This is a genomic window from Brucella haematophila (genome assembly GCF_005938105.1).
Lineage (GTDB): Bacteria > Pseudomonadota > Alphaproteobacteria > Rhizobiales > Rhizobiaceae > Brucella > Brucella haematophila.
Map to the genome: position 1 here is coordinate 78,208 of NZ_VCPE01000015.1, position 19,309 is coordinate 97,516.

Here is a 19,309-nt window from a genome sequence, read left to right on the forward strand (position 1 = left end):
GCTCACCTAGTTGCCGCGAGGCTCGCAGCATGACGCGCCGGCTGGAGCATGTCCGCATCCTGATGTATAGCCACGACACGTTTGGGCTCGGCCATTTGCGGCGCTGCCGAACGATCGCCCACTCGTTGGTCGAGGACTATCGCGGTCTCAATATCATGATCATATCCGGCGCCACGATCGCCGGTGCGTTTGATTATCGCGCGCGTGTCGATTTCGTCAAAATTCCAAGCGTGATCAAGCTGCGCAATGGTGAATACGAGTCAATGGAGCGTCACACCGATCTTCATGACACGTTGAAGATGCGCCAGTCGATCATCCGCCACACGGCCGAAACGTTCCAGCCCGACATTTTTATCGTCGACAAAGAACCGATGGGCATGAAGGGCGAAGTCGAGGAAACACTCACCTATCTCAAGACCCGGGGAGCGATGTTAATCCTCGGCCTGCGCGAAGTCATGGACGCGCCGCATCTGCTCGACGCCGAGTGGAAACGCAAGAATGTGATGGACAAGATCGACAAGCTCTACGACGCAGTATGGGTTTATGGGCCGCCGGATTTCTACGATCCGCTGGTTGGTCTCGACGTTCCCAAGAGTGTCCGCGATAAAATGAGTTTCGTCGGCTTCCTGCAGCGCAGCGTCTCTGCCCATGAACTCCCGGACCATCGTCCCAAGGGCGACTACATTCTCGTCACCACGGGCGGAGGTGGTGACGGCGCCGATCTCGTCAACGATGTCATACGGGCCTACCAGCACGATCACACGCTCCAGCACAAGTCACTCGTCGTGCTCGGACCTTACATGCCTGCGAAAAAGCGCCGCAAGATGATAAGCAAGAGCAAGGCGATCCCCCATATTGAGGTCATCGAGTTCGACAACAGGATGGAAGAACTGGTGGCTGGCGCCAAGGCGGTCGTTGCGATGGGTGGCTACAATACCTATTGCGAGATCCTGTCCTTCGACAAGCCAGCGTTGATTGTTCCACGCGTCCTTCCGCGTGAAGAACAGTTGATCCGCGCCCGACGCGCCGCAGAGCTTGGACTGGTCGACATGTTGCTTCCGAGCGAATCCGAAGACCCCATTCGCATGGCCAATGCGCTCAAAGCCCTGCCCAGCAGACCGGCGCCTTCCAAAAGTGCACTCAAGGGTTTCAGGCTCGAAGGCTTGCCGCATATCTCACAAATTGTCGGGGACCTGATGGATCGACGTCAGCCGAACCACCTGTCACTCGTCAAGGGATAATCGCGTGTCATATCGCCGAAAAACAGTCGTGGTGTTAAAGGGATATCCGCGCCTGTCTGAAACATTCATCGCCCAGGAATTGCTTGGGTTGGAACAGTCGGGTTTCGATCTGGTTCTCGTGGCTCTGCGGCGACCAACCGATAAAAAGACCCACCCTGTGCATGACGAAATTCGTGCGCCAGTCCATTATCTGCCTGAATATCTACGCGATGAACCCCGCCGTGTTCTGTCGGCACTGATCGCCTGTATGCCGCGCCCCGGTTTCTGGCGCGGGTTGAAGGCTGTCCTCAAGGATTTTCGGAAGGATCCGACACGCAATCGTATCCGGCGCTTCGGACAAGCCGCCGTTCTTGCGGCGGAGTGGCCCGAAGGAGCGGAATGGATTCACGCACATTTTATCCATACACCCGCATCCGTTGCCGCCTATGCCAGCCAGATTACCGGCATTGGATGGACATGCTCCGCTCATGCCAAGGACATCTGGACTTCGCCGGATTGGGAATTGCAGGGCAAACTTACCAGCACACGCTGGACGGTAACGTGCACGCATTCTGGCTTCAACCATCTGCGCCAGCTTGGAGGCCCCAAGTCCAATGTGCATCTGAGTTACCATGGCCTCGATCTCGCCCGATTCGGACCGTTCGAGGGAAACCGCTCGCTGCGCAACGGCAGTGAAGCGGACGATCCCGTTAGAATCCTGAGCGTCGGTCGCGCCGTCGAGAAAAAGGGCTATGACATTGTGCTGAAAGCACTCAGCCTGCTGCCCGATGATCTCCACTGGCGGTTCGAGCACATCGGTGATGGAGACAAGATCTCCAGCTTGAAAGCACTTGCAGGCGAACTGGGGATCGCTGAAAAAATCCTTTGGAAGGGCGCACTTGACCAGAAGGAAGTCCTTGCTGGCTATCAAGCCGCCGATATCTTCGTACTCGCTTGCCGGGTTACCGCGGATGGCGACAGGGATGGCCTGCCGAACGTGCTGGTGGAAGCATCGAGCCAGGGACTGATCTCGGTCTCCACCAACATTTCCGGTGTACCGGAATTACTGATAGACGGTGAGAACGGCCTGATCGTTGCGCCTGAAGACCCCGAGGCTTTGGCCAAAGCCATGGAAACTGCGATCCGCGATGCGAGTTTCCGCCATCGTCTGGGGCGCGCCGCCGAAAAGCGCGTGCGGACGGAATTCAACTTCCACACCAGCATCCATCAACTGAAGGCCTTGTTTGAAACCGAATGGCAGCCAAGCAAATGAGGCAATCGACGACAGGACCGCGCGTGTTGTTCTATGTCCAGCATCTGCTCGGCATCGGTCATCTTGCGCGCGCCAGTCGCATTGCCCGCGCACTGACGCAAGACGGTTTCGACGTCACCATGGTCACCGGCGGCATGCCTGTTCCGGGATTTCCGGGGCCTGAGGTGAACCATGTGGCACTACCGGCTATAGCTTCGGGTGATGCAGGTTTTTCAGGGCTTGCCGATGCCTTCGGCAATCCGCTGACCGATGAATTCAAGGCTGACCGTCGTGATAAGCTGCTTGCCACATTTCGGGATGTCCAGCCTGAAATCGTTATCATCGAAGCATTTCCTTTTGGACGCCGACAGGTTCGCTTCGAGCTGATCCCGCTGCTTGATGAAATCAACGCTATGACGCCGAGGCCATTGGTGCTGACCTCATTGCGCGATATTCTGCAGGAACGGGCCAAGCCCGGTCGCGACGAGGAAAGCGTGGCTCTGGTGCAGCGCTATTTCGATCATGTGTTCGTTCACGGTGATCCGCAGTTTGCGCGGCTGGAGGATAGTTTTCCGCTGCACGCAGATATTGCCGACAAGGTTATCTATACCGGCCTTGTCGCGGCACCACCGCCCTCACCCCCTACGGAGACTTTTGATATCGTCGTTTCGGCTGGTGGTGGTGCTGTCGGTGCCCTACTGATCCGCGCAGCTCTGGAGGCCGCAAAGCGCCTGTCACCTGACCTTTCCTGGTGCATCGTGACCGGCCCTAATCTGCAGCAATCGGATTTTGACGATATCGCGGCGGAAGCCCCGGACAATGTCCGCATCTTCCGCTTCCGGCAAGACTTTCCAAGCCTTCTGCTCAAGGCTCGCCTGTCAGTCTCTCAGGCCGGGTACAATACAGTGTGCGATATCCTCCGTGCGGGCTGCAGTTCCTTGCTCATCCCGTTCACAGCGGGTGGAGAAACCGAGCAGATGGCACGCGCACGACATTTGGAAAAGCTCGGTCTTGCGTCGGTTCTCACAGAAGATGAGTTATCAGCGGATAGCATGACCGATGCCATAGACAAGACACTTGCCGCACCTCGTTTGCCAGCTCACAATCTTGATCTCGACGGCGCGCATCGCACCGCAGAGATCCTGCATGGTCTTCTCGCCAAGCGCTAGTTACTTGTTTGTACGCATATCTTGTCCGAAAACCGTTTCACACTTTTCGGGATGTGCGTTAGACGGTGCCGATCAGCATGAATCTGGTATATTTCTTCATGGGCAGCGCGCCGGCGAACGCGGTCGTTTCCAGTGACGCCTGGGCAATGAATTCATCCAGCGACGCGACACAGTTCACATGGGTCGGTTCGCTAAAATAATCGTTCGATTGCAGGAGAACGCGAGTTCCCTTTGGCAGCAGCGACAACCACGCAGGCAAGTCAGCAATATGTTCGCAACTGGTGTTGATCACCAGATCGGCACCAAGTTCCATATAGGCAAGATCATACATATCGGCGGTCAATGCCCGAAACCGATCCGCCCATGCGCTGTTCAAGGTTTCAGCGACAGCGCCAACATGGGGATCGATATCAAAACTGTCGATCGCCCCGATCTCGAAGCGCTGATCTTCTAGAAACATCGCGGCCAGAACGCCATACCAGCCGCCAAGTATGGCAATGCGACCGAATTTTCCGCCGACGGTTTCAAACAGCGATTGCCGCGCCCAAATCTTGCAGGCCACTTGCTTATGGTTGAAGGCATTGCCGAGGTCTGCTTCGGGATGGCGGGCAACGACCCGCGACAACCCCTTGATCAGCGGGCTCGACGTATACATGGCAGCACCACGCAAAATGTCGAATGCGCTTTCATGCCAATCAATGGTAGTCGCGTTTGGGTCGAATGTGTCCATCATGGGTAACTTGTAGGCCAGACATTTATTGCTGGTCAATTCCTATGGCCGATTTGCATACAGAAATGCGCTGGTCATCTCGGATGTATCTCGCCGGTGGTCAGATCAATGACAAAGTTTCGTGATGGCAAACCGGAAATGAAGCGGTCGAACATCTGGAAAAGTCTGCCGAAGGCTTCCTGCATCGACCCGGTTGTCATCGCTTTTATGCGGCAGACATAGAGGTCCGACACCCATTTGTAGGCTGCAAGATGTGGCTCAGATATGGCTTCAAGCCCCAGATCACTGCCCATCCTGACACGATACCAGTCACCCAGAAACGTCATTGCGCTTATCCGCGACAGCAAGGCGGGATCAAGTCCGTATTCCACGGCAGAGATAGTTAGCTGGCGCTGGATATCACTATCACCAATTGCCGCTTTGAGATCGGCGGGCGCGCCGGAACTGAGGGGATGCTCGACGAGCGCCAGAGCGGCCAAATCCAGCAGCCCAAGATTTCTCACTGCTTCAGCAAGTTCTTCCGGCCACTCCCGGCGCAAAAAACGCCTGCCGACGAGATGCGCAAGGTGGCTCGACAGGAATTCCCCATGATTGGCAGCGTTAAGCAGTTCGCCAGGATTGATTTTGTTCCTCTTCGCCTCGGCGGCATATTGAGAGAGGATGTCAGTGTCGAGTGCCATGTCATCAATGCTGATCGTCTCGATATCCAGCGAATTGGGCTGGATGCGCAAAATCTTGTAAGCGCCGGGAAAAGCGACCAGCGAGGGCACGGACACATTGAACAGAAAGCCATTGGCATTGCGATGGCGAGCCGTATCGTTGATATGAAGATGACCACTGAAATGCACGCAAATGCCTGCATCAACCAAGGCATCACCAACATCCGGTTTCGGGATACGTCCCAAGAGGCTCGTTTGCCCAAGAACGGCAAGTTCGTCATCGCGCGTGCTGTCCAGCGGATCGAGGGCCGGATAATGAGAAAATGCGACGACCGTCTTTCCGAGTTTTCGCGCCCGTTCAGTGACCGATTTCACCCAATCCAGAATAAAGCGTTTATGGATCAGCATAGCGTTCCAGCCGGCATCGGTGCTGTCGGTGAAAGCCTCCTCCGCATCGCCGGTTTCTCCCGCCACCGGCACGAACACGTTGGCGTCGATCATCAGCATCCATAGATTTTCGACAGGCTCGACGAGATAGGACGCATCCATGAGTGTGCGAACAGTCAGACCGTCAGGCGAGCGAATTTCGAACTCCCTCGCTGATGGATGATCCTCAGTGCCAAACGGGGTTTCCCAATGCAGATATTCTGGCTTTCGGAAAAAGCCGACATCGCCTACGGACTGAAGGCCGAGCGGATAACCTGCGCAATGCAGTTTTTCGCTGATGATCAAGGCATCGTCGTCTGGCGAAGCCTTGCGTGCCGGATTGCTGGTTATCAGATCGTGGCCACCGCGAGCATTCAGAAAACGTTTCGACCGATGGCGCCCGCCAGGGCCAAAAATATCGTGATTGCCCGGCACCGCATAGAACTGCATGCCTTGGCGTCTGGCGTAATCGTCCAGAAGGGTCCGCAAACCTGTCATGGTCGCCGTCTGGCCGTCATCCGAGTAGTCACCCAGAAGGACAATGTGGCGGATTCCCCGCACGGCTGCATCATCCAGCGCGTATCGCAATGCGGCGGCGCTCTCGTTGAACACGCGTGTCGAACGGACGGTGTTGGCAAATGGACGCAATGCCATGGTCCGCTTGTTCACCGTGACCCCGGCAGTGCCGTAGTCGCCGAGAATATCGTGGTAGTGCGCGTCGGCAATCACGGCAATGGGCGGGAACTCTGATGTCATCCCTTAGAGATTTCCTTTACAACTTCTCACGCTTCATACCACCGACAAGAATGCTACATATTTAGTAGCAAGCTAGATTCGGCGCTCGCATAAGCTTCGCCGTCTGGCTAACATGCCATGATTGCGACAAAACCGGAAACGGTCGGACAAACGTTGATTTTCTTGCCGAAGAGCCAGAACTCCTGGGGAGTAGCAGCCTTCGAAATTGCGCGACGGCAGAAAGAGAGAGCGACACAGTGTTTCGGGTGCGTTTTTGGGGAGTGCGGGGCAGTCTGCCGGTCTCAGGACCGGATTTCAGGCAGTATGGCGGCAATACTGTCTGCATCGAGATGCAATGCGGTGAACACAGATTGCTGTTCGATGCCGGATCTGGCCTGCTGCCTGCCGGAAAATCGTTGCTTGCCGAAGGCATTTCCAACTTCAAGCTGTTCTTTTCACACTGTCATTATGATCACATTATCGGCCTGCCTTATTTCGCGCCACTCTTTGATGCCCGTTCGGCGGTGGAACTCTGGTCCGGGCATATGTACGGGAAGATGAGCACGAGCGAGATTGTTGCGGAATTTATACGCCCCCCGTGGTTTCCAATCGAAATAGACGTCTGCCCCGCAAAAATGATTTGTAAGGATTTTAAATCCGGCGACATTCTGAAACCCCATCCCGGTGTTGAGATCAGAACCGGAAGCCTCAATCATCCCGGCGGTGCAATCGGCTATCGCGTGCAATGGGGTGGACGTTCGGTAGCGCTTATCACCGATACCGAGCATGAACCGGGTATCCTCGATCCTGCCGTGTTGAGTCTGATCGAAGGCGTAGACCTTTTCCTCTACGACACCACCTATACCGATGAGGAAATGCCAAAGCATATCGGTTACGGACATTCTTCATGGCAGCACGCTATCCGGCTCGCCAAGGCAGCAGGTGCGAAGAATGTGGCTTTCATCCACCATTCGCCGTTGCGCACAGACGCCGAGATCGAACTGATCGACCGGCAAGCCGCTAGTCAGTTTGCAGGCGCCTTCTCAGCGCGGGAAGGTCAGACCTTCGACGTCTAAGTCTGAGCAAGCATATCCGGCAGCGCTACCCATCGGTTGCCAGGATGAGATGCTGTCTGTTCAAAGAACACGTCGAGAAACTGCCACGCAGACTCGTCGTGTACCAGATGATGAGTCAGAAAGCCCATGCTGCCGCCGCCATCGAACATCACCCGCAATCGACGGACGATGTCATCGATCAAAGCAACGTGGTCACGGGCGCCCCGCGTTCCATGCCAGTCCATCAGATCGACATGAGTGTTGATCATCGGCAATGGACCGAGCTTCTCCGGTCCGAAAACCGACAGAGCACCGAACCCAAGGCCAGCAAGCACACCCACTAACGACGGCGCAATGCGATTCCATGGCGGCACCAGAACGGGTGCAAAACGGCCAGCATGGAGCACCTCAAGACGGTTTAAGCCAGATTTCAGCTCCGCTGCGACAACATCAATCGGCCTGTGCTCGCCAAGCTCCTGCTTCTTCTCGTGCTCACCGGCAAAATTGGTGTGCGACCAGCCGTGGACGACAACCGTAGCCAGCGGCCAATCTGCGAGGTAGTCAGCAAGCAACTCTCCCGTATGCTCGGGGATCACAGCCAGCGCCACAGGAACAGAATGACATGCGCTCAGATCAAGCAGTTGTGTCAGCGCCGGTGTTGGGAAAACGGCATCGTCATCACGTAGCCAGAGGTCCGCAACTTTGCCAGCCTTATGCCATCGATCCAGTTCGCGGTTTAGCGGTTCCCAGATGTCAGTTCCCATTACTTGCTGCCCACATGATATTTGAGAATTTCATCAAGACGTTCAGACGCCACTTCCAATGACCGCTCGTCTCGCACGAACTGTCGAGCCGCAAAGGCCATGTCGTTGCGGGTTTGGCCATTCGCCAGCGCCAAGCGTATCGCTTGAGCATATGCCACAACATCGCCCGGCGGCGTGAGAATACCGGTACGCCCGTTGACCACGACTTCTGGCACACCAGCAATCGCCTGAGCCACAACTGGCAGACCGGCCGCCTGTGCTTCCAGATAAGCCAGCCCGTAAGCCTCGCCGCATCCAGGCCACACATAAAGAGTACTTTGCGCGAATAACCCCGCGATTTCCGATGGTTCCAATTCCCCGTGCCACTGGATTCGTTCCGGCGAAAAACCGGCAAACAATGCTTCCACCTCTGTGCGACAGGCACCATCACCCACGATGGAAAGTGTCCATGGGATATCATTGAGCAGCGCCAGTGATCCCGCCAGCATTCGATAACTGTCCATTTTGTCACCGCTGCGCATCATTGCCACCGCTATCAAGCGATCATGCTGTGGATGGGGCATCACCTCGGCAAACCCGGCACAATCGATGAAAGGCGCCAACATCGCGACCCGAGCTTCGGGCACCACCTCTTCCAATCCCCTCCGGTCACGCTCGGTCAGGCAGATGTTGACGGTGGCCTCTTCCACAGTTTTCAGCAAGCTTTGCTGTATCTCTGTCCAGATGCCCGTGTTGCGTCTCGCGGAATACGATGCTTCGACTGTCACGTAAGGTATGCTGAATGAGGTTGAAAGTACCGGCCCAAGCAAATCGGGAGCCTTGTAATAGGGATGATATGTCAACCACAAATCCGGGACGGTTTTACCCCGCCAAAGCGTCGAAATCTGCGTGACCTCCCGCTCTGCTTGCATCTCCAACGCGGCAAAGGCTTCGACTGATGGCACCTTCAGGAAGCTACGAAATTCCGATACGACTTCCACCGCATGACCCGCACGCCGCAGTGCTGCATTCAACAGCCTCGCCATCAACCGATCTCCAGAAGGAACCGGATGGTGCGGTGATTTCAACGGGGAATAAAAAGCGATCTTCATGGCGTCATCAATTTGGTCGTGGCTGCCATGTCAATCAATGCCCTACATGCTGAAATCGCTTGAAATTGAAGCGCTTTTTCATTTTGCACCGACCAAAGCCGCAAGACAAGCTTTTTACTTGTCATTTGCAATCATTCTCGCTTGAGATTTGATCCCCAATCAATAATAGGGCCTGATCATCCAACGCCGGAGCTAGTCAAGAACTGATGCAAGGCTGCGACAGCTTCGCTCTGTCGGATCTGCGTTCGTGCCACCTCAGACAATCATGCTTTTGCCTCGGTTGCCGCGGCTTCCGCCTGCATCTTGCGCACAATTTCATGGCTGGCAGCAGCCGTCTCGCTGCCGCCTTCGACATGAACTGTGGGATAAGCGATCTTGATACCATTTTCCTCGAAAGCCTTCTTGATCATCATGAAGGCTCGCCGCTTTATGCCGAACTGTGTGCCAGGCTTGGTCATCAGCTTCATCCGCAGCACGATCGAATACTCACCGAAACTATCGATACCCTGCATCTTCAAAGGCTCGATCGTGTCTGCCGCGAATTCCGGATCTACCGCCAGTTCCTGACCGATCTTCTTGACAAGCTTGCGGGCCAGTTCCACGTCCGATTCATGGGTAACCCCGATCGTCATCTTCTCAATCACCCAATCGCGGCTCATGTTCTGGATAGCGCCCAGCTGACCGAACGGGACTGTAAAGACAGGCCCCCGATGGTGCCGCAGTCTTATCGAACGCAGACTGAAGGATTCCACCGTTCCTTTGTATGAACCGCTTTGGATATACTCTCCGACGCGAAACGCATCGTCGAGCATATAGAAAACCCCGCTCAGAATATCTTTGACCAGCGTTTGTGCGCCAAAACCAACGGCAACGCCGAAGATCCCGGCACCCGCGATCAGCGGCAGGATTTGTACGCCCATGCCCGATAGAATTGTCAGCACGGCCACAACGGCAATGAACGCGGCAAGCGCGTTGCGGAATATCGGCAACAGGGTACGCAGCCGACCCGAACGCGCCATCGCCGCGCCGCTGTTATCAGCTGGATCGATAGGCCTCAACTGATAGTCAATCAATGCCTTCGACAACTGCCAGAGCAGATCCGCAACTACAAGAATAATGATGGCGTTGAACGCGCCGTTGACCAGACGCTCGCCGAGCCCATTTCCCGAGAGTGCCGCGGCGCTGAATTTCCAAAGATAGGCCAGCCAGACGACCGCTGCCGCGATGACCAGCGCCCTCGCTCCTCGGGCGACAATGACATCGAATATTACGCCGATAGCGCCAGCCGGTTTGTCATTACCGGCAAGTGCCTGCGCAATCCGACCGGTACCACGCAGGACAGGCGGTAATGCAAGCGCATAGATACCAATCCATAACAGCCCGAGCATTCCGCCAACCCAGACCAGCCAAAGAGCAATCAGGAAGAGGGTCAGCAACATTCCTTTCAAAGCCGATGCGCGGTGATCAGGATGCCGCCAAGCCACCTCAATCGCTGCCGCTAACAGCCCAAGCCCCAACAGATATGATGCTATTTGTGCAACTTCCGGCGAAATGCCAACAGCGCGCATGATGCTGACCATTGCCCAGCCAAACAGGAAAATACCGACCATAACGGTGATACGCTGACGCCAAAAATTTGCCGTTGCGACATTTGCTACGTCCACTTTTGGTCCAAGACCTATCTCGTTCATCGCGTCGTCGGACGGCTGATCTGGCGACGCCGAAAGCGGGATGGTCAACAGGATGGTGGCGGGAGTGCAGATGGCCCGCACCACGCGAAACGCGATAATAGCTATCAGGAGGGTCAATACGATCCTCCGCAACAATGGCGGCCATTCCAACGCAAGAAACGACCCGATACTGGCCAATGCGAAAGTTAGCAAAGCCGCCAGATTGGTCAGGATTGCCTGCGGAACCAAATTTCGCCCACCGGATGGCGCTTCCTTCGGCAGAAACTGCCGAACCAGCCATTCAGCACCGAAACCCACCGCCACCAACACGGCCACAATGAAGATCACAAGCCCCGGCCTGCCATCATTGACGTCGCGGGCGATTACATCGGCGCCATTCGCCAACTCTTGAGAAATGCGCGGCACGGCATCGGCAAGCCCTGCGATACGGTTGCGAACTGCACTTTCCCAACTCGCAAACATGTCGGAAAATGTCGGTGCAGCTGCGGGCGGCGGCGCGGCTTTACTTTCCAGCCAAGCCTTGACGTCCGGCTCATTGAGCACTTCAAGAAGCTGCCTCACTTTCTCAGGCGGCACCTCGGTGGGAGCCTTCTGCGCCCACCCAGTGCTCTGCAGAATGGACAATGCGATCAATGTGATCAACGCCATCGTGCAAGTTCGCAGCGCCACCACAGTGCCCATCGCTAGCGCTCCTGGATCGCAGCATTAACCTCCAGCCGTATGGGCGCTTCATAAACCCTGACGACTGAACAGCGCGAGAAACCACGGTGCCTCAAACCCATCTTCCCCTCCTTGTGTGTTCAAAACCATCCAAAGGTGGGCTTGAACCGTTCATAAGGCGACACTTATGCAAGATTGAAGTAACGGCAAAGAAAGTGCAATAGGGATTTATTCTTGAGGAATGCATCAGCCCGCATTTTTATCATATAGTATTGTATTCTGGAGTTTTTAATAGCTATTATTTTGGATAAACGGCAGTGCTGAATACACTTTCCGTCCCTCTGTTCCGGCTCTCATGCGAGCATCTCTTTCTGACCAACAGCTACTTTTTGGGTAATCGAACTGCGGTCAGCGATAATGGTTATCGCAGAAGCCAGTGTTACTACCACGTCACGTTTGCGCGCGCAGATAACGCGTAAGAATTCTCCATTCTTCACTACGTTCAGCAGGCGCGCAACGCCTCAACAAACTCCCGCTATACGGACCCATAATTTTAGACTATAGTAGTATAACTACTTAATAACCTGGTTACGTTGGCGTTCTCGAGCAGAAGAGTTGGCGGATCACAGCGCTCCTTATTGTCATCATCTTTGATGAAGCGCTTGGCATGTGCCGACAATGGGGAGCTGGATCAGCATGGATCAAGTAGCGGATACCGTGCACAAAGCGGCGGTTGGGCATCTACCTTCTTTTATCACTCCACCCGGACAGAGCGATGTGCTTCTGAACATCGTGATCGTCTTTCTTATTTGTGTCGTGTTCTTGACTGGCGTCCTCTACTTGAGGCTCCACGCGCTGCCGGAACAAATCGCACACAGGACGCATAAAGTTCAAATTCAATTGGTCGCAGTTCTGGGGCTAATCTCACTCTTCACCCATAACCAGCTCTTCTGGATCGCAGCATTATTGATTGCGATGGCAGAGTTGCCGGATTTCCTTTCGCCAATAACATCCATGGCCAGATCTCTGCGGATTATCGTCCGGCATGGGTTTCCCCTTCCGCCAACACCAGTAACTCCGACAGGTACACCCCCCTCGCAGGAGACGGCGCAGGTGATCCCCGCTGCACCTGACGGAACCAATGAGAAAAAGCAGGAGCAAGAATAATGTTGGAATTCTTGCTTTGCTCTCTGGTTACAATATTCCCGGACTATTTGTTCCGCCGATATCGTCAAGGAAAACGGATAGGGAGAGAGATTACAATCTACTCCGTCTGGTTTGAACTCAGATGGGGGATTACTGCCTGCATCATCCTGACTGTCTCTCTGATCACCATGATCTTCTACTTTCACCCATCTACATCCAATGCCACTGCGGCATTTCGGACGGTGACAATCCTCCCCGAAATAAGTGGACGCGTAGATCAGGTTTACGTGACCCGTAATCAAAAGGTGAAAGCTGGAGAGCCATTATTCAAACTGGATAGCAGTCAGCAGAAGGCAGCGCTTGAAACAGCGCAAAAGCGCATTGCCGAAATAGATGCGGAGATGCTCGTTGCCAAAAGCGATCTCGTTGCAGCAGATGCGCGTATCAAGCAGGCCGAGGCCGCCTTCCTGCAAGCGAAGAACGACGTAAACACCCAAGCCGAACTGCAACGTCGCAATGTGGCCGCCCGCAACGAGGTTGAAAGGCTCCAGTCTATTGCTGATGGAAAAGCCAGTGAGCTTGCAGCAGCGGCGGCCACCAAACAAACGCTCGAAACCAAGCTTGCCACATTGCTTCCTGCCCAAAAGGCGAGCGCCGAAGCCTCCGCCGATCAAGCTAAAGTGGAACTCAATAAAACCATCGTCAAAGTAGGTGTTACAGGCACCGTTCAACAGTTTACACTCAGGGTCGGTGAAGTCGTCAACCCGCTACTTCGACCTGCCGGAGTGCTGGTTCCTGAAACGGCGGGCAGGCTCGGACTTGTCGCTGGTTTCGGTCAAATCGAAGCCCAAGTCATGAAGCCCGGTATGATTGCGGAAGCGACGTGCATAGGCAAACCATTCACAATCATTCCGATGGTTGTGACGGAAGTGCAGGATGTGATTGCAGGCGGACAAGTCCGGGCAAGCGACCAGCTTGTTGATGTAAAGCAGCTCTCAACGCCCGGGACAATCACGGTCACACTCGAACCACTTTACGAAGGCCAGCTCGCTGATATTCCACCTGGTAGTAGCTGTATTGCCAATGCTTACACCAGCAATCACGAAGAGCTTCAATCGGGCAAGGCCGGGACGATGAGATCGATCTTCCTACATGCCGTCGACGCGACCGCACTGGTTCATGCCATGATCTTGCGAATTCAAGCGGTCATGTTGCCGGTACGCACACTTGTACTCTCCGGCCATTGACACGGGCTGGTTACGCACAAGACAGCGGGGTACCACTGCAAAAGAGTTGCCCACAATGGTGTTGCCTTACTATGCCGCGGAGTTGATTTGTGAACGAAGGAAATTGCGCGTTTCAAGTTCGCGTGGATTGTCGAATATTTGATCGGGCGCTCCTTGTTCAACCAGCACACCTTTTGAAAGAAAGCAGATACGGGTCGAAACCTCTCGTGCAAATGCCATCTCATGCGTGGCCATCAGAATAGTCATTCCATTCCGGGCCAGTTCACGCACCAAATCCAGGACTTCCCGCACAAGAGCCGGGTCAAGCGCTGATGTAATCTCGTCCATCAGCAATACGGACGGCCGCATAATCATCGCCCTGACAATCGCCACACGTTGTTGTTGCCCACCTGACAACTGGTCAGGACGCGACTTGGCCTTATGATCGAGGCCAACACGTTTCAGCATAGCCATTGCTTCGACAGTCGCTTCGTCACGCGATAGAAACCGCGTCCGAACCGGTGAAAGAATAATGTTCTCAAGTACGGTCAGATGAGGGAAAAGGTTGAAACTCTGAAAGATCATACCGACGCGCCGTCGCAGACGCACAAGATCTACGCCGAGCCCAGTGACAACATCGCCTTGTAGTGCGATTTGCCCAGAGTCAATCGCCTCCAAACCGTTTATGCAACGCAGCAAAGTCGATTTTCCGGAACCAGACGCACCAATCAGACAGACAACCTCATGGGCATTGATGGAGAGATTGATGCCCTTGAGCACCGAAAATGTTCCATAAGATTTCTCGACGTTTGATATCTCGATGAACGCACTCATGAAGAGCCAACCTTTGCGCTCCTGGCGCGTCGTGCGAGAAGGTAATCGACGAAACGCGTCTGCGGAATTGTGATGAGGATAAAGAAGATACAAACCGTCGTGACAGCGGACAGATTGTAGTGGTTGGCTGAATAGATTTTGGCCTGCGCGAACGCATCGATGATCCCAACGATGTTAACCAGCGCCGTGTCCTTTTGTAGCGCTACAAAGCCGCCAAGCAAAGGTGGGACAACCCGCCCGATACCCTGAGGAAGGATCACGTGTAACAACGCGTGCCGCGGCGTCAGCCCCAATGAAAGGGCGGTCGAGTACTGGCTGGGATGAACCGATTCAATACCGGCGCGAAATATTTCGGCGTTGTAGGCCGCATGGGTCATAGCCAGTGCAATGACGGCATAGACAACGGGATTTGCCTCACTGATGACTGGTATTTCCGCGAGCGGCAGGCCAAAGCAAATCAGATAAATGACGACCACCGCAGGAAGTCCGCGAAACAGGTCGATGTAGCCAATGGCCAGCAGTCGAACTGGAGCCATGCCTCTCCCCGGCAATAGTCGGCCGAGGGCAAACAACAGCCCAAAGATCAGCGCCAGAATTTCCGCACCAATTGCCAGCGAAATATTGATCGTAAATGCTTTCGCAGTTTCGACCGTGCTGGTTTTGATGAGTTCACCGCGCAGAAACGTATCGCGAATTGCACCATCGCTGACCGTCAGGAAAAAGCCTGTTGCGACAAGCACGGCCATGAATATGGAAAGGCCAATTGCGATTGAAGCATAATCGCGAGACTTTTGTGCAAGTGCGCGCGCTTCAACCACATTACCTTGCCGCCAGCACTCCGCTGCCCTGCTCGCTTTCATAAAACTGGAAGCCAGAGAAGGAAAGAGGATCAACGCAATGACTGCCGCCACGGCAAGGCCGGATAGCGAGGGCGCGGCACTGCCAAACTGCGGCGCAGCATTCGAAGCAACCAGAGCAGCACTGGCAACAACCACCAGGACCATGCTCAATGCGACGATCTTTATCTGTATCGTCGGTGGTGGCGGCGCCATGTCGCCTTGTTTCAACAGGGTATTTGAAAACGACATTTCTGTCTCAAGCGCAGCCATGGATTACTGCGCTTTCCAAAGCGGCAGGTCATTGGGGTTCCCGCCCATGAATGGCGAGAATTGCTCCTCAACCAAGCTGTCGAGGCGACCTTCAGCACGCAAATCCGCAATAATCGTGTTGACGATTGCCGTATTCGACGACCCCTTCGGGAGGAGTATCGAAGCGTCCCCACCCACCTCATACTGGCCGATGACCTTCAACTTGTTGTTCGTTTGCTTCGCCGCGATCATTGACAGCGTTGTGTCCAGAAGGACCGCATCGATTTGGCGCGCCCTTAAAGCGGTCACCATGTCATTGATGCTTTGGAACTGCGCTACAGTTTCTTTGGGTTTCAGCACGTCCGAAACGAATTTCTCCTGAATCGAACCGATCAGGATACCAATCTTTGCATCCTTGATCGTTTCAGGAGTGATATCGTTCTTCGCGCGCACAAGAACACCTGTATTGACGCGAAGATAAGGGTCGCTGAAATCAGCGACAGCCTCGCGAGCCGGCGTTTTGAAAAGCTGCATGATTGCGACATCGTAATTCTTGGTCCGTCCCGTAATCAAAGCATCAAAGGAGACATTTTTTACGCTGACGCTTGGCAGGCCTCCACGATGGGCAATCTCGGCAGCAAGACAGTAGGAGTAGCCACTTTTGATATCCTGAGCGGTATGTCCGTCGTCGAATGATTTGAGACTATTTGTGTTTTTGAAGATTGGAGTTTCCGGCTCGGTTTGGGGTTTGATTTAAGCGGCTTTGGCCTGGTGGTTCAAGCGGCGTTTTCTGATGGTGTCTCGTTTGATCCTTTCGCGTTCGAGCAGGATGGTCTGTGCGCGTCCGAAGTAGACGTCGGCGGGAGTGAGATTGTCGAGGCTCTCATGGTAACGGCGATGATTGTAATGCTCGACGAAGGCTGCAATCTGGGCTTCGAGGTCCTCCTTGAAGAAGTAGTTTTCAAGCAGGATGCGGTTCTTCAGCGTCTGGTGCCAGCGTTCGATTTTCCCTTGCGTCTGCGGGTGGCCGGGAGCGCCGTGAACCTGGTCGATCTTGTATTTCTCCAGCCATTCGCCGAGATCGGAGGCGACGTAACACGAACCGTTGTCCGACAGCAGACGCGGCCGGTGCTCAACCTTGACCTTGTCACAGCCTGAGGCGGCCAATGCAAGATCGAGTGTATCGGTGACGTCATCCACCTTCATGCTGGTGCACAGCTTCCAGGCGATGATGTAACGGGAATAATCGTCGAGGATGGTCGATAGGTAAAACCATCCCCAGCCGATGACCTTCAGGTAGGTGAAGTCGGTTTGCCACATCTCGTTCGGCCTCGTGGTCTTGTCCTTGAACTCGTCATTGGCCTTGATGACAATATAGGCTGGCGACGTGATCAGGTCGTGAGCCTTGAGTAAGCGATAGACCGAAGCCTCTGATACAAAATAACTTTCCGTATCAGTGAACTTCACCGCCAGTTCACGCGGTGACAGGTCGGCATGATCGAGCGCCAGTGCGATGATGCGATCCCGGATATCGTCAGGGATACGATTCCACACCCGCGAAGCTGCGGACGTCCGCTCTTCCAGTCCTTCGACACCGTGGGCAAGGAACCGACTATACCATCGATAGAAGGTCGGCCTTGGAATGCCCAGCTTGTCGAGAGTTTGCCTGGCTGACAAATGCGACTGCTCCACAAGCCGGATGATCTCAAGCTTTTCGGTGGCGGGATATCTCATTCGTCGTCGCCCCCATCCCCGATCATGCTTTTTTTGAGCAGGCGGTTTTCCAGGGTGACGTCGGCTAATGCCTCCTTCAGGTCACGGCTTTCACGACGCAGCGCTTTTACTTCGTCGCTGGTGGCAGAACGGGCGGTGTCGCCTGCAAGGCGCTTCTTGCCAGCTTCAAGGAATTCCTTCGACCAGCTATAATACAGGCTCTCTGCAATCCCTTCGCGGCGGCAGATCGCAGCAATGCTGTCTTCCCCGCGCAGACCTTCCAGAACAATACGGATTTTATCCTCGGCCGAATAATGTTTACGCGTGGCACGACGGATATCTTTGATCGTCTTCTCCGCAGAAGACGTTTGGGGAACGGGTTTCTGTCTCATCTTTGCGTCCTTTGATAAAGCTATGATGAGCCGAAAACCCTCTCTTCTCAATTAATACAATTTGGTCTCATGGGCGTTGATGTCGGACACGCAAAGGGCGAAAAACTCCGCCGCGCACCGATGAGAAAAACGATAGCTGCGGCAAGAGCGCTACCGATCAGCGCAACGGTGTCGCGGCTAAAACCTGCAAGCGTTGGAAATGCAAGCATGGTGACGACCAGTGCCAGATTGGCCCCCGCCGAAATGCCCAGCGTCGTTGGCGAAGCCAGAGGGTTACGCAGCACCTGCTGCAACAAAGTACCTGCCAGTGCCAGTGCGGCACCACCTGTCAACGCCGTCACCAGACGCGGTAATGTCGAATAGGCAAGCATGATAAATCGCGGATCGTAGTCTGTGCTAGGCACGAACAATCTGTCTATGTCCGGGGCGATGCCATGCCAAGCCAATAATCCGCCCGAAAGCAGAAGGGCAGCAGCAATCAGCGGCGCCAAACCGTTTGATGATGAAGCAAGACGGATCATGCCGTGCGCTCCAGTGCATTGACCAGAAGGTCTGTAAACCGCAACGCCTCCACCACCATGCCGAACATCAGAACCCCGGGCAACACTGTGTAACGGCCAGCTTTCACAAAGGGGAGTGAACTCCACAAGGGGCTTTCTTGCAGCCTTTCCATTATATCTGGAGGGACCAGCGGCTCGAAAGCCACCAGCCGCAAATTCTGGTCCATCAAAGCCAGTTGTTCGAGACCGATCGTTTCAAAACCCCAATAATTTGCGGCACCTGTCCACGCATTCTTAAGACCAATCCGGCTCAAAACGCTTTGATAAAGCCCGCCCCCGCCATAAATACGCGCGTGACGCAAATCCGCGAAATTGACCAGCGCCAGCGGCGGGGCGTTCATTTTGGCAATCCGTGCGGCATAATCATCAAATTGTCGGTCGGCTCGTTCCAGAAAATCGCGAGCCTGTACTTCGCGTCCGAGCGCCACCCCCAGCGCCTCTGTCGCCGCGATGGAACGGGATAAGGCGTCGCCACCCTCAGCATAAATCGTGAGTTCAAGCACAGGCCCGATAGCTTCCAGCTTCGGCTTCAGTGGGGCGAGAAACGGCGTGGTCAGAATGAGTGTCGGTTTGATGCTCGCCAAAACTTCAAAATTGATCGCACTGGTAGCCCCCAGATCAGCGACGCCCGATGGCAGCTCCGGCTCAACCACCCACTTGCTCCAGTCGGCGCGCCCGGCTATCGCAACCGGTGCAACTCCTAATGCCAGTATGGTGGATACCAGCCCATAATCCAGAGATACCACACGCTGCGTCACCGGCTCGACATCCGCCCGGGCAGATGAGCCTTTCGCCAGACACAGACCTGCCGTAGCCTGAAGAAGACTACGGCGCGTCAGGAGGGAAAATGAAGCAAATTCAGACGTCATAGACAACAGTTCTTGGAACAATGGTTTGG

Annotated in this window: 16 protein-coding genes and 1 pseudogene; 6 read left to right on the forward strand and 11 right to left on the reverse strand. The window is 54.8% G+C overall.

What is annotated here, in order from left to right; translation table 11 throughout:
* Positions 1-29: 29 nt before the first annotated feature.
* From FGI60_RS20155 to FGI60_RS20165, 3 genes are read left to right on the forward strand one after another with little or no spacing between them, the layout of a single operon-like run.
* Positions 30-1,241 carry a glycosyltransferase family protein gene (locus tag FGI60_RS20155; RefSeq protein ID WP_138786706.1) on the forward strand — a complete coding sequence of 404 codons (1,212 nt, stop codon included), beginning with the start codon at positions 30-32 and terminating at the stop codon, positions 1,239-1,241.
* Between the two features lie 4 nt (positions 1,242-1,245).
* Positions 1,246-2,493, forward strand: coding sequence for a glycosyltransferase (locus FGI60_RS20160; protein ID WP_138786707.1), 1,248 nt, complete (start codon positions 1,246-1,248; stop codon positions 2,491-2,493).
* Positions 2,475-3,641 carry a glycosyltransferase family protein gene (locus FGI60_RS20165; protein ID WP_235889876.1) on the forward strand — a complete coding sequence of 389 codons (1,167 nt, stop codon included), beginning with the start codon at positions 2,475-2,477 and terminating at the stop codon, positions 3,639-3,641. Before FGI60_RS20160 ends, FGI60_RS20165 begins: the two co-directional genes overlap by 19 nt.
* 58 nt (positions 3,642-3,699) lie before the next feature.
* On the opposite strand, the gene FGI60_RS20170 is transcribed toward FGI60_RS20165, so the two are convergent.
* Positions 3,700-4,374, reverse strand: a complete 675-nt coding sequence (locus FGI60_RS20170) for a class I SAM-dependent methyltransferase (protein ID WP_138786708.1) — start codon at positions 4,372-4,374, stop codon at positions 3,700-3,702.
* Between the two features lie 71 nt (positions 4,375-4,445).
* Positions 4,446-6,212 carry a metallophosphoesterase family protein gene (locus FGI60_RS20175; RefSeq protein WP_138786709.1) on the reverse strand — a complete coding sequence of 589 codons (1,767 nt, stop codon included), beginning with the start codon at positions 6,210-6,212 and terminating at the stop codon, positions 4,446-4,448.
* A gap of 236 nt (positions 6,213-6,448) precedes the next feature.
* Here FGI60_RS20175 and FGI60_RS20180 point away from each other — a divergent pair, with 236 nt between their 5' ends.
* Positions 6,449-7,267 carry an MBL fold metallo-hydrolase gene (locus FGI60_RS20180; RefSeq protein WP_235889877.1) on the forward strand — a complete coding sequence of 273 codons (819 nt, stop codon included), beginning with the start codon at positions 6,449-6,451 and terminating at the stop codon, positions 7,265-7,267.
* On the opposite strand, the gene FGI60_RS20185 is transcribed toward FGI60_RS20180, so the two are convergent.
* From FGI60_RS20185 to FGI60_RS20195, 3 genes are all read right to left on the reverse strand, one after another.
* Positions 7,264-8,010, reverse strand: coding sequence for a polysaccharide deacetylase family protein (locus FGI60_RS20185; protein ID WP_138786710.1), 747 nt, complete (start codon positions 8,008-8,010; stop codon positions 7,264-7,266). The genes FGI60_RS20180 and FGI60_RS20185 overlap by 4 nt on opposite strands.
* Positions 8,010-9,101 carry a glycosyltransferase family 4 protein gene (locus FGI60_RS20190; protein ID WP_138786711.1) on the reverse strand — a complete coding sequence of 364 codons (1,092 nt, stop codon included), beginning with the start codon at positions 9,099-9,101 and terminating at the stop codon, positions 8,010-8,012. Before FGI60_RS20190 ends, FGI60_RS20185 begins: the two co-directional genes overlap by 1 nt.
* A gap of 263 nt (positions 9,102-9,364) precedes the next feature.
* On the reverse strand, positions 9,365-11,473 hold the full coding sequence (locus FGI60_RS20195) for a mechanosensitive ion channel family protein (protein WP_138786712.1): 2,109 nt from the start codon (positions 11,471-11,473) through the stop codon (positions 9,365-9,367).
* 675 nt (positions 11,474-12,148) lie between these two features.
* On the opposite strand from FGI60_RS20195, the gene FGI60_RS20200 reads away from it, so the two are divergent.
* Entirely contained in the window at positions 12,149-12,619 is a 471-nt protein-coding gene (locus tag FGI60_RS20200) for a hypothetical protein (RefSeq protein WP_235889878.1), read from the forward strand.
* The gene (locus FGI60_RS20205) at positions 12,619-13,845 is read left to right on the forward strand and encodes an HlyD family secretion protein (protein ID WP_138786713.1); all 1,227 of its coding nucleotides are present in this window, start codon (positions 12,619-12,621) and stop codon (positions 13,843-13,845) included. The genes FGI60_RS20200 and FGI60_RS20205 overlap by 1 nt, the downstream gene beginning before the upstream one ends.
* A gap of 69 nt (positions 13,846-13,914) precedes the next feature.
* Here the strand turns inward: FGI60_RS20205 and FGI60_RS20210 are convergent, their stop codons facing one another.
* The 6 genes and pseudogenes from FGI60_RS20210 to FGI60_RS20235 all read right to left on the reverse strand — a co-directional run bounded on the left by FGI60_RS20210 (position 13,915) and on the right by FGI60_RS20235 (position 19,280).
* Positions 13,915-14,658 carry an amino acid ABC transporter ATP-binding protein gene (locus FGI60_RS20210; RefSeq protein ID WP_138786714.1) on the reverse strand — a complete coding sequence of 248 codons (744 nt, stop codon included), beginning with the start codon at positions 14,656-14,658 and terminating at the stop codon, positions 13,915-13,917.
* The gene (locus tag FGI60_RS20215) at positions 14,655-15,767 is read right to left on the reverse strand and encodes an amino acid ABC transporter permease (protein WP_138786715.1); all 1,113 of its coding nucleotides are present in this window, start codon (positions 15,765-15,767) and stop codon (positions 14,655-14,657) included. The genes FGI60_RS20210 and FGI60_RS20215 overlap by 4 nt, the downstream gene beginning before the upstream one ends.
* Before the next feature lie 3 nt (positions 15,768-15,770).
* On the reverse strand, positions 15,771-16,499 hold the full coding sequence (locus FGI60_RS20220; protein WP_138786716.1) for an ABC transporter substrate-binding protein: 729 nt from the start codon (positions 16,497-16,499) through the stop codon (positions 15,771-15,773).
* A protein-coding gene (locus FGI60_RS20225) for an IS3 family transposase (RefSeq protein WP_094538818.1) occupies positions 16,500-17,851 on the reverse strand; the annotation gives its coding sequence in 2 pieces (ribosomal slippage) (positions 16,500-17,515 and positions 17,515-17,851; 1,353 coding nt in all).
* An 89-nt stretch (positions 17,852-17,940) separates the two neighbouring features.
* Positions 17,941-18,372: pseudogene (locus FGI60_RS20230) on the reverse strand (iron chelate uptake ABC transporter family permease subunit); the annotation flags it as partial.
* Positions 18,369-19,280, reverse strand: coding sequence for an iron-siderophore ABC transporter substrate-binding protein (locus tag FGI60_RS20235; RefSeq protein WP_138786717.1), 912 nt, complete (start codon positions 19,278-19,280; stop codon positions 18,369-18,371). The pseudogene FGI60_RS20230 and the gene FGI60_RS20235, both read right to left, overlap by 4 nt.
* Between the last annotated feature and the right edge of the window lie 29 nt (positions 19,281-19,309).

What these genes read in the sequence shown, in the direction of transcription:
- FGI60_RS20155 (WP_138786706.1), top strand. Translation starts at nt 30, where the DNA reads ATGACGCGCCGGCTGGAGCATGTCCGCATCCTGATGTATAGCCACGAC.
- FGI60_RS20165 (WP_235889876.1), top strand. Translation starts at nt 2,475, where the DNA reads ATGGCAGCCAAGCAAATGAGGCAATCGACGACAGGACCGCGCGTGTTG.
- FGI60_RS20170 (WP_138786708.1), bottom strand. Translation starts at nt 4,374, where the DNA reads ATGATGGACACATTCGACCCAAACGCGACTACCATTGATTGGCATGAA.
- FGI60_RS20175 (WP_138786709.1), bottom strand. Translation starts at nt 6,212, where the DNA reads ATGACATCAGAGTTCCCGCCCATTGCCGTGATTGCCGACGCGCACTAC.
- FGI60_RS20185 (WP_138786710.1), bottom strand. Translation starts at nt 8,010, where the DNA reads ATGGGAACTGACATCTGGGAACCGCTAAACCGCGAACTGGATCGATGG.
- FGI60_RS20190 (WP_138786711.1), bottom strand. Translation starts at nt 9,101, where the DNA reads ATGAAGATCGCTTTTTATTCCCCGTTGAAATCACCGCACCATCCGGTT.
- FGI60_RS20195 (WP_138786712.1), bottom strand. Translation starts at nt 11,473, where the DNA reads ATGGGCACTGTGGTGGCGCTGCGAACTTGCACGATGGCGTTGATCACA.
- FGI60_RS20200 (WP_235889878.1), top strand. Translation starts at nt 12,149, where the DNA reads ATGGATCAAGTAGCGGATACCGTGCACAAAGCGGCGGTTGGGCATCTA.
- FGI60_RS20205 (WP_138786713.1), top strand. Translation starts at nt 12,619, where the DNA reads ATGTTGGAATTCTTGCTTTGCTCTCTGGTTACAATATTCCCGGACTAT.
- FGI60_RS20210 (WP_138786714.1), bottom strand. Translation starts at nt 14,658, where the DNA reads ATGAGTGCGTTCATCGAGATATCAAACGTCGAGAAATCTTATGGAACA.
- FGI60_RS20215 (WP_138786715.1), bottom strand. Translation starts at nt 15,767, where the DNA reads ATGGCTGCGCTTGAGACAGAAATGTCGTTTTCAAATACCCTGTTGAAA.
- FGI60_RS20235 (WP_138786717.1), bottom strand. Translation starts at nt 19,280, where the DNA reads ATGACGTCTGAATTTGCTTCATTTTCCCTCCTGACGCGCCGTAGTCTT.